Source organism: Amycolatopsis sp. NPDC059657 (assembly GCF_042734395.1).
Lineage (GTDB): Bacteria > Actinomycetota > Actinomycetes > Mycobacteriales > Pseudonocardiaceae > Amycolatopsis.
The window spans coordinates 9211-16949 of the sequence record NZ_JBHWEB010000075.1; the positions used below are offsets into that span (position 1 = coordinate 9211).

Sequence of the window (7739 nt, forward strand, 5' to 3'; positions counted from 1 at the left end):
GGTTAGAACCGCCCGCAACGCTCACGACCTACCCCCGTGCGTGGGTGAGCAGCGCCGACTAGCGACAATGTGGGTGACAGCTGTTGGCGGCGAGGAGGGACTTCACGTGCGGGATCTGGTCGAGATCGGCATGGGGCGCACCGCGCGGCGGGCGTATGACCTCGATGACGTGGAGATCGTGCCGTCGCGGCGCACCAGGTCTTCGGCCGTGGTGTCCACCGCGTGGAAGATCGACGCGTACAGCTTCGAGCTGCCGCTGGTCACCCACCCGACGGACGCGATCGTCTCGCCGGGCACCGCGGTCGCCGTCGGTGAGCTCGGCGGGCTCGGCGTGATCAACGCCGAAGGCCTCTGGGCGCGCCACGCGAACGTCGAAGACGCGATGTTCCGCCTGGTCAGGGCGGCCGAGGACGTCGACGACCCGACCGCGCTCGTGCGGGTGCTGCAGGAGCTGCACGCCGCGCCGATCCGGCTCGACCTGATCACCGAGGCCATCAAGACCATCCGCGAGTCCGGCGTGACGGTCGCCGCGCGGGTGAGCCCGCAGCACGCCGCCGAGCTGACCCCGGACCTGCTCAAGGCCGGCGTCGAGATCCTCGTCGTGCAGGGCACCATCGTCTCCGCCGAGCACGTGCAGCGTGACGCCGAGCCGCTGAACCTCAAGGAGTTCATCGGCCGCCTCGACGTCCCGGTGATCGCGGGCGGCGTCGGCGACTACCGCACGGCCATGCACCTCATGCGCACCGGCGCGGCGGGCGTCATCGTCGGCCACGGCTACACGCCGGGCGTCACCAGCACCGACCGCGTGCTCGGCATCGGCGTCCCGATGGCGACCGCGATCATCGACGCCGCCGCCGCGCGCCGCGACTACCTCGACGAGACCGGCGGCCGCTACGTCCACGTGCTCGCCGACGGCGGCATGAGCGTCTCCGGTGACATCGCGAAGGCCATCGCCTGCGGCGCCGACGCGGTCATGCTCGGCGCCCCGCTCGCCGCCGCCTCCGACGCACCGGGCCAGGGCCTCTACTGGACCGCGGCCGCCGCGCACCCCTCGCTCCCGCGCTCGCGTGTGGCCGCGGGCCCCGACTACGCGGTCGACCTCAAGACCCTCCTCTTCGGCCCGTCCTCCGACGCCGAGGGCATGGTCAACCTCTTCGGCGCCCTGCGCCGTGCGATGGCCAAGACCGGCTACTCCGACCTCAAGGAGTTCCAGCGCGTGGGCCTCACGGTCCGCCGCTGACCCCACCTGGTCAAAAAAACCCAATGTGGCATTCGTCAGGTTTCAGCCTCCCAATGTGGCTTTCGTCAGCTCTGAGCTGACGAACGCCACATTGGGGGTTCCAGAGCTGACCAAAGCCACATTGGGATTTTTTTCCCTGGATCGGCGGGTCAGGCTGTGGCAGCGCTGGCAGCTCGCTCGATTTCGGCGCACCGGTCAGCCCAGAAGGCCGCGTCCCTGCCAAGGCGGGGGTCCGTCTCGGCCTTGCCGTCCAGGTGTTCCCGCAGGATGTCGGCGTGCCCGGCGTGGCGGCTGGTCTCCGTGAGCACGTGGACCATGACGTTGAACAGCATCACGTCGGGACGTGGCCACCAGGGAACGTGGCCGGGCGCGTCGATGGCGAGAGCGGCGATCGTCGCGTCGGAGTGTGCGCAGGCGCGCTGGTAGCGGCCGGTGATCTCCTCGCGTGTTTCGTGCTCGGTCGCCCACATGTCGGCGCCGCGCTGTTCGAGGTCGTCCCAGCGGGGGACGGGCTCGGGGAACGGCCGATCGAAGACCTCCCCGAAGTACCTGGCCTCCGTCAGCGACAGGTGCTTGACCAGGCCGAGCAGGTTCGTCCCGGTCGAGGTCAGTGGGCGGCGGATGTCGTATTCGGTCAGCCCGTCGAGCTTCCGTAGCATCGCGTCGCGGATCTCTCGCAGGTCACTGTGCAGGTACTCCTTGGCGAAATCATCGATCACGAATACGAGCTTGCCGACGCGGGTGGATTTCTTCCAGGTGACCGACGGGTAACTTACCTCTGGTCAGTTAGCGTGGGCGGGGTTACAGTCGAGGTGTGACTGCTGGTAACACCACCACCGAAGAAGATTTCGACGTCATCGTCGTTGGCTCCGGCTTCGGCGGGAGCGTCGCCGCGCTCAGGCTGACCGAGAAGGGCTACCGGGTCGCGGTCATCGAGGCAGGGCGCCGGTTCGCCGACGACGAGTTCGCGAAGACCTCGTGGGACCTCAAGCGCTACCTGTGGGCGCCGCAGCTCGGCTGCTACGGGATCCAGCGCATCCACATGCTCAAGGACGTCATGGTGCTGGCGGGCGCGGGCGTCGGCGGCGGTTCGCTGGTGTACGCGAACACGCTGTACCGGCCGCTCAAGCCGTTCTACAACGACCGCCAGTGGTCGCACATCACCGACTGGGAGTCCGAGCTCGCCCCGCACTACGACCAGGCGAGCCGCATGCTCGGCGTGGTCACCAACCCGACGATCACCCCGTCCGACGAGGTCATGCGTGACGTCGCCAAGGACATGGGCGTCGCCGAGTCGTTCCACCCGACCCCGGTCGGTGTCTACTTCGGCAAGCCTGGCGAGAACGCGAAGGACCCGTTCTTCGGTGGCGCCGGGCCCGAGCGCACCGGCTGTACCGAATGCGGCGCCTGTATGACCGGCTGCCGCGTCGGCGCGAAGAACACGCTGGTCAAGAACTACCTCTACCTGGCGGAGCAAGCGGGCGCGCAGGTCATCCCGCTCACCACCGTCACCGCGGTCAGGCCCAAGGGTGACGGCTTCGAGGTCGACCTCCGCCGCACCGGCAAGCGAACCAAAAGCACGCTCACCGCAGGCCAGGTCGTGCTCGCCGCGGGCACCTGGGGCACGCAGAACCTGCTGCACAAGATGAAGGACACCGGCACGCTGCCGAAGCTGTCCCGCAGGCTCGGCGAGCTGACCCGCACCAACTCCGAGGCCATCATCGGCGCCGCGCGCACGCAGGTCGACGAGAACCGGAACTTCAGCAAGGGCGTCGCGATCACGTCGTCGATCCATCCCGACGAGACCACGCACATCGAGCCCGTCCGCTACGGCAAGGGCAGCAACGCGATGAGCCTGCTGCAGACCATCGCCACCGACGGCGCCGCGAAGAAACCGCGCTGGCGCCAGGCCGTCGACTTCATGGTCAAGCACCCCGTCCAGACGGTGAAGCTGCTCAACGGTTACCGCTGGAGCGAGCGGACCGTGATCCTGCTGGTGATGCAGAGCCTCGACAACTCGATCACCACGTACACCAAGCGCGGCCTCTTCGGCCGCCGCAAGTACACGTCCAAGCAGGGCCACGGCGAGCCGAACCCGAGCTTCATCCCGGCAGGCCATGAGGCGAACGTCCTTACCGCGCAACGCATCGGTGGCATGCCGGGTGGCACATGGGGCGAGATCTTCGACATCCCGCTGACCGCGCACTTCATCGGCGGCGCTCCGATCGGCACCGACGCCACGACCGGCGTGATCGACCCGTACCACCGGGTATTCGGGTACCCCGGACTGTCCGTTGTGGATGGATCGGCCATCACCGCGAACCTGGGCGTCAACCCGTCGCTGACCATCACCGCGCAGGCTGAGCGAGCGTTTTCCTTCTGGCCCAACAAGGGTGAGACGGACGCGCGGCCTGCCCAGGACGAGTCGTACACCCGCCTGTCGGCGATCGCTCCCAAGAACCCGGCGGTGCCCTCGGACGCTCCGGCCGCCCTTCGCTGACGTCCGACTTTCGTAAGACGGTCATGGCTGGCCCGCTGACCGGTGAAGTGCTGTGCTGATGAGATGACTTACGACTTCACCGGACTGCGCGCGGTGTTCATCAACGCCACGCTGAAACGCTCGCCCGACCCGAGCAACACCGACGGGTTGATCCAGCTCAGCAAGGGCATCATGGAGAAGCACGGCGTCGTGGTCAGCGTCGTGCGCGCCGCCGACCACGACATCGCGACCGGTGTCTGGCCGGACATGACCGAACACGGCGCGGCGACGGACGAGTGGCCGTCGCTGTACTCGAAGATCATGGACGCGCAGATTCTGGTGTTGTGCGGGCCGATTTGGCTCGGCGACAACAGTTCCGTGATGAAACGCGTCATCGAACGCCTCTACGCGTGTTCCTCGTTGCTGAACGACGCGGGCCAATACGCGTTCTACGGCAGGGTCGGCGGGTGCCTGATCACCGGTAACGAGGACGGCGTCAAGCACTGCGCGATGAACGTGCTCTACAGCCTGCAGCACCTCGGCTACACGATCCCGCCGCAGGCCGACGCGGGCTGGATCGGCGAGGCGGGCCCCGGGCCGTCCTATTTGGACCCGGGCTCCGGCGGCCCGGAGAACGACTTCACGAACCGCAACACCACGTTCATGACCTGGAACCTGCTGCACCTGGCCGCGATGCTCAAGGCGGCGGGCGGTATCCCGGCGCACGGCAACCAGCGCGCGGCATGGGACGCGGGCTGCCGCTTCGATTTCGAGAACCCTGAGTACCGCTGACCTCGGCCGGGTGACGGCACGCAACCTTTCGGGCCGCCGGTACGTCTTGGGCATATGAGCTTGGACAGAAGGTCGTTCCTGCGGGTCGTGGGGGTGTCGGCGGCGGGGGCCGTCGCAGCGGCCTGCAGCACGCCGGAGTCCGGGCCGGCGGCGCCGACGTCAGGGGTGACGACGGCGCCGAGCAGTAGCAAGGTCGTTCCGGCCGGGCCGCCCGACTGGGCGGCGTTGAAGGGGCGGTTGTCCGGAGGGTTGGTTCTACCTGGCGAATCGGGGTTCGACCAGGTGAAACGGGGATTCAACACGCTGTACGACGGGCGCAAGCCCGCCGCCGTCGCCCAGTGCGCCAAGCCGGACGACGTGCGGGCCTGCGTCGAGGCGGCGGCCGGTCGGGTGCCGGTCGCCGCACGCAGCGGCGGGCACAGCTATGCGGGGTATACGACGCCGGACGGGGGTCTGGTCGTCGATCTGGCGAAGATGTCGCAAGTGGACGTTCAAGGTGACCGGGTGGTCATCGGGGCAGGGGCGAAGCTCAAGGACGTCTACGCGGCAGTGGGGAAAGCGGGCCGTTGCCTGCCTGCCGGCTCATGCCCGAGCGTGGGGATCTCCGGGCTGACGCTCGGCGGCGGGCTCGGCGTGCTGGCCAGGAAATATGGGCTGACCTGCGATCATCTCGTGTCGGCTCAGGTCGTGACCGCCGACGGGCAGCTGCGGACGGCGAGCGCCGAGTCGGAGCCGGACCTGTTCTGGGCGCTGCGGGGCGGCGGCGGTGGCAACTTCGGGATCGTCACCTCGTTCACCTTCCGCACCGACCCGGCGCCCGCCGTGACGGTCTTCTCGCTGCATTTCCCGGACGGCACCGCCGGTGTCGTGCTCGGGCCGTGGCAGGAGTGGATCGCGGGCGCGCCGCCGGAACTCTGGTCGAACTTCGTGCTCGGCGGCGGATCCAGGGTCCGCGTCGGCGGCACGTTCCTCGGCGGCACCGCTCAGCTCGGGCAGCTGCTCGACGACTTCGTCGCGCAGACGGGCACCCGGCAGACTTCGCGCATGGTGAAGCCGATGGACTACCTCGGCGCCATGAAGTACTTCTCGGGCAGCGAGAACCGGCAGTCCTTCGTCGCCGCGTCGCGTGTCATCGGAGAACCGTTGGCAGAGCCCAAAAAACTGGTCGAACTCGCCAAATATCCGGCGATCGACCTGCTCATCGACTCACTCGGCGGCGAGGTCGCCAAGCTCGCGCCGACCGACACGGCGTTCTGGCATCGCAAGGCGCTCGCGACCGTCCAGGTGTACTCGCAGGCCACGGCCCAGAACCGCCAGGACGCGACGAAGAACGTCGACGCCGTAGTCCAGGGGCTGGCCGGGATCGGCGCCTCGGGCGCCTATGTGAACTACATCGATCCCGGCCTGCCGGACTGGATGACCGCTTACTACGGCGACAACGTGCGCAAGCTGCGCGAAGTCGCCAAGAAGTACGACCCTGACAAGGTCTTCGGCTTCGCGCAGGCGATCACGCCGGCCTAGAGGTCGATACCGGTGAAAACCGTCACCCGTTCCTCGGTGAGGTCGTGCATCGCCGCGAGGACGCCCTCGCGCCCGACGCCGGAGCCCTTGACGCCGCCGTACGGCATCTGGTCGGCCCGGTACGACGGCACGTCGCCGATGATGACCCCGCCGACCTCCAGCTCAGTCGACGCGTAGAACGCCAGGTGCACGTCGCGGGTGAAGACCCCGGCCTGCAGCCCGTACGCGGAGTCGTTGACGGCGGCGAACGCCTCATCCACGCCGTCCACAATGGACACAGCGAGCACCGGCCCGAAGATCTCCTCGGACCATGCCTTGACCGAGGCAGGCACCTCCGTCAGCAGCGTCGGCTCGACGGTCGCGCCGGTGCGCTTGCCGCCGGTGAGCACCTTCGCGCCCGCGGCGACGGCCTCGTCGACCCACTCGATGATCCGCTCGGCCGCGGCCTCGTCGACCACCGGGCCGACATCCACATTGGTGTCGTACGGGTCGCCGGTCTGCTGCGACTGCACGGCTTCCAGCAGCGCGGGGACGAACTCGTCGGCGACCGCGCTCTCGACGATCACCCGCTGCACCGCGATGCACGACTGCCCGGCCTGGTAGTTGCCGAAGGTCGCGATGCGATGCGCGGCACCTTCGATGTCCGGCCAGTCGCGCAGCACCACCGCCGCCGCGTTGCCGCCGAGTTCGAGCACCACGTGCTTGCGGGGCGCCGCGTCCGCCAGCGACCAGCCGACCGGGCCGGACCCGGTGAACGAGACGACGGGCAGCCGAGGGTCGGCGACCAGTGCGGAGGTCTCGGCGTTTCCCAGCGGCAGCACGGAAAAAGCGCCCTCGGGCAGATCGGTGTCGGCCAAGATCTCACCGAGTATCAACGCCGACAGCGGCGTGCGCGGCGCGGGCTTGACGATGATCGGCGCGCCGACGGCCAGCGACGGCGCGACCTTGTGCGCCACCAGGTTCAGCGGGAAGTTGAACGGCGCGATCCCCAGCACCGGCCCACGTGGGATCCGCCGCGTGATCGCCATCCGGCCCTCACCGGCCGCGTCGGTGTCGAGCCGCTGGATGTCACCGGTGAACCGGCGCGCCTCCTCGGCGGCGATCCGGAACACCGACACCGCCCGCCGCACCTCCGCCTCGGCCCATTTGAACGGCTTGCCGTTTTCGGCCGTGATCACCTCGGCGATCTCTTCGGACCGCGCCTGCAGCTGCCGTGACACATGCTCGAGCGCACCGGCCCGCACATGGGCCGCCGACCTGCGGAACTCCTTCGCGACCGAAGCCGCGGCCGCGACCGCTCTCTCGACCTGTTCCGGCCCGGGGACCGCGACGGTCGCGACCTCGCTGCCGTCGAACGGGTGATTCACGACGATCGTGCTGGCGCCCTGCTCCGGACGCCCGGCGATCCAGGCTGGCCGGGGTTCCGGGGTGATCATGTCCATGCGTACCAAGGTATTGCGTCGGCCCTCGCCGGTGTGAACACCCACCCGGTCGGGTGCATGGGTCGTGAGTGTTGCCGACGGTTCTATTGGGCGGGAAGCCAAAGGTGGCGTGCTCGGTGTGAGGTGAGGGGGCCGTTGGGTGCGTAGTACGAATTCGGGGGGGCACCCTCGCTTCGCGATGAGGCTCTGGCAAGCGGTCGTGGGGGGGGTTTGGGGGGGGCATAGACCCAGACCACACCCCGCCCCGGGCCAGGGGGGGGCGAAG

At 68.8% G+C, this 7739-nt stretch carries 6 protein-coding genes; 4 read left to right on the top strand and 2 right to left on the bottom strand.

Annotated elements, in window-relative coordinates; genetic code table 11:
• Positions 1 to 106: 106 nt before the first annotated feature.
• Positions 107 to 1240 (top strand): GuaB3 family IMP dehydrogenase-related protein, encoded by a 1134-nt coding sequence (locus ACFV15_RS31995; protein ID WP_378354997.1) that lies wholly within the window; start codon positions 107 to 109, stop codon positions 1238 to 1240.
• Positions 1241 to 1389: 149 nt separating this feature from the next.
• Here ACFV15_RS31995 and ACFV15_RS32000 read toward each other — a convergent pair whose 3' ends face one another.
• On the bottom strand, positions 1390 to 1959 hold the full coding sequence (locus ACFV15_RS32000; RefSeq protein ID WP_378354998.1) for a DinB family protein: 570 nt from the start codon (positions 1957 to 1959) through the stop codon (positions 1390 to 1392).
• Positions 1960 to 2054: 95 nt separating this feature from the next.
• Here ACFV15_RS32000 and ACFV15_RS32005 point away from each other — a divergent pair, with 95 nt between their 5' ends.
• From ACFV15_RS32005 to ACFV15_RS32015, 3 genes are all read left to right on the top strand, one after another.
• Positions 2055 to 3740 (top strand): FAD-dependent oxidoreductase, encoded by a 1686-nt coding sequence (locus ACFV15_RS32005; protein WP_378354999.1) that lies wholly within the window; start codon positions 2055 to 2057, stop codon positions 3738 to 3740.
• Between the two features lie 63 nt (positions 3741 to 3803).
• The gene (locus ACFV15_RS32010) at positions 3804 to 4511 is read left to right on the top strand and encodes a flavodoxin family protein (RefSeq protein ID WP_378355001.1); all 708 of its coding nucleotides are present in this window, start codon (positions 3804 to 3806) and stop codon (positions 4509 to 4511) included.
• Between the two features lie 54 nt (positions 4512 to 4565).
• Complete coding sequence (locus ACFV15_RS32015) at positions 4566 to 6032, top strand: FAD-binding oxidoreductase (protein WP_378355002.1); 1467 nt, start codon at positions 4566 to 4568, stop codon at positions 6030 to 6032.
• Here the strand turns inward: ACFV15_RS32015 and ACFV15_RS32020 are convergent.
• Complete coding sequence (locus tag ACFV15_RS32020; RefSeq protein WP_378355004.1) at positions 6029 to 7474, bottom strand: aldehyde dehydrogenase family protein; 1446 nt, start codon at positions 7472 to 7474, stop codon at positions 6029 to 6031. The genes ACFV15_RS32015 and ACFV15_RS32020 overlap by 4 nt on opposite strands.
• Positions 7475 to 7739 lie beyond the last annotated feature (265 nt).